The 1,937-nt window shown below is 53.7% G+C and carries 3 protein-coding genes; all 3 read right to left on the reverse strand.

Annotated features, from left to right (window positions below; translation table 11 throughout):
- The coding region (locus tag V6D20_09510) for a hypothetical protein (GenBank protein ID HEY9816016.1) at positions 1-522 on the reverse strand (522 nt) is incomplete at its 3' end.
- Between the two features lie 207 nt (positions 523-729).
- Positions 730-1,212 carry a signal peptidase II gene (gene lspA / locus V6D20_09515; GenBank protein ID HEY9816017.1) on the reverse strand — a complete coding sequence of 161 codons (483 nt, stop codon included), beginning with the start codon at positions 1,210-1,212 and terminating at the stop codon, positions 730-732.
- Positions 1,213-1,530: 318 nt separating this feature from the next.
- A partial coding sequence (locus V6D20_09520; GenBank protein ID HEY9816018.1) for a biotin transporter BioY occupies positions 1,531-1,937 on the reverse strand: 407 nt, incomplete at its 5' end.

Raw genomic sequence — 1,937 nt, forward strand, 5'->3', positions numbered from 1 at the left:
GGTAATCATAACCCCATGACCGCGATCGCTCAGCTTAGCCGAGGCCCGCTGGGCATGATGGGCATGATTGACAATGCGAAACAGGCTGTAGTACTGGTCGCCAACACGGATCGCAGCGAGGCGATCGCCATGATGGGGCACACGAATATGACAGGGGTAGTAGCGCTCTTGCACCGGCGGTTGCGGGGGCAAGGATGGTCTGTGACGAACCAAAACCTGAGCATCTGGCTCCCAGACCCAAATGGCATAGCCAGTGGGCAGCAGCGTGATGAGGGATGGGTCGCCTTGCTCCTGCAAGCGCTGAGCGATCGCTTGGGTATCTTGAAGGGACTGCTGAGCTTTAAATAAGCTATAAAACTGACCCGCCACAACAATCGCCGCCACCGGTCGAACCTGCTCAGGAATGGTGACGTGACAGGTTTTGTACTCAGTTCGTCGCAGGATATCGCGGCGATCGCTACCCTCATGCATGGAGATAGGGGGGAGATTGCAGACTGGGAGTTGGGGAATGAGAGACGTCATGACTCACCTCTAGGGTTGGTCGGATCCAGTTGTGGTTGCTACTCCACCTATCTCACCGCGATCGGAAAATCCGGCTAATTGTGCCCAGCCAACAAAAACTTTGCGATCGCCCCCTCAGATATAAAGTTTTACCTGGATCGGAGTAAGTATCTTCCGTATGATTACGGTGATCGTTCACGTTCCTCAATTCACCGTCCAAAGACCATGTCAAGACGGACGGCGATCGCCAGGGTGATCGGGGGGCAAGGTAAAGGCAGCGATCAAGATGCAAAGAATACCGATGTTAATGCAGATGTCCGCCACGTTGAACACAGGGAAGCGGATCAGCCGAAAGTCGAGAAAATCCACGACTTCACCGGTGGCAAAGCGATCGATGCCATTCCCCAGCGCGCCCCCCAAAATAAACCCATAGCCCACCTGCTCCAGGCGATTGAGTCGGGGGCCGAGCCAGGCAAACACCATCAGACCAAGGCTGACCAGCAACGACAGCCAGCGCAGCCAGGTGCCGTTATCGCTAAAGAGACTAAACGCTGCCCCGGTGTTGGTGACAAAGGTGAAGTGAAAGACGCCCTCCCAGATGGGAATCGTTTCCCCCAACTCTAGGGCTTGCACTGTCCAGTACTTGGTGATTTGATCCGCCACCAAACCAATGAAGGCGATAATCCAAAACAGATGGTTTTTGAACGTCATGGGTTGGTCTGGCAATGCATGTCTGTGGGCTAGGTTTGGGTGTAACGGATCACGAGCGATCGCTCCATGGGAGACTCAGCGTTCCCGATCACCCTTGCTCATACTAGAGATAAATGGGGATCAATGGATCGCTCGGCGACGAATTGGGAGGCGATCGCCTTGGTCAAACAATTCCGATTGCTAGTCCGTGAGTCAACGATCTCAGTAGGGTGCTGTTAGGCATAGCCGTAACGCACCATCATGTAAAGCTTTGATGTGTTGCACAATCGCTCACAAACGCATACTCAACATCAATAGGGCGTTTTGCTGAGTCACCCCTTAGTAAAACATCAGGCGACGTAAGCCAAAGGCTAGAACCGTGACCGCACAGGCGATCGCTAACTGCCCTGGTAAAGGATGGAGAGAATAGAGAAAAATCTCTTGCAGAAACGAGCCCGATGTTGCCGTCAGCCAACCACCCCAACGGGCGATCGCTAAATAGCTGATGCCTACCACATGAATGGTCAACAAACCGCTGACACAACTGAGCGCTAACGACTCTAGGCGAGGCGGCATTTGAAAAGCTAAGGATCCACAAACCCACGCCCCTGGCACAAACCCCAATAGATAGCCAAAGGTGGGAGATTGCACATAGCCAAAGCCACCGCCTTGGGTGAAAATATCCAGCCAGGTGAGCCCCAGCGCTAGGTAGGCCAACTGGGACATGAGTCCTGCATTTTTTCCCC

It is taken from the genome of Candidatus Obscuribacterales bacterium, from assembly GCA_036703605.1.
Lineage (GTDB): Bacteria > Cyanobacteriota > Cyanobacteriia > RECH01 > RECH01 > RECH01.

What these genes read in the sequence shown, in the direction of transcription:
- lspA (HEY9816017.1), bottom strand. Translation starts at nt 1,212, where the DNA reads ATGACGTTCAAAAACCATCTGTTTTGGATTATCGCCTTCATTGGTTTG.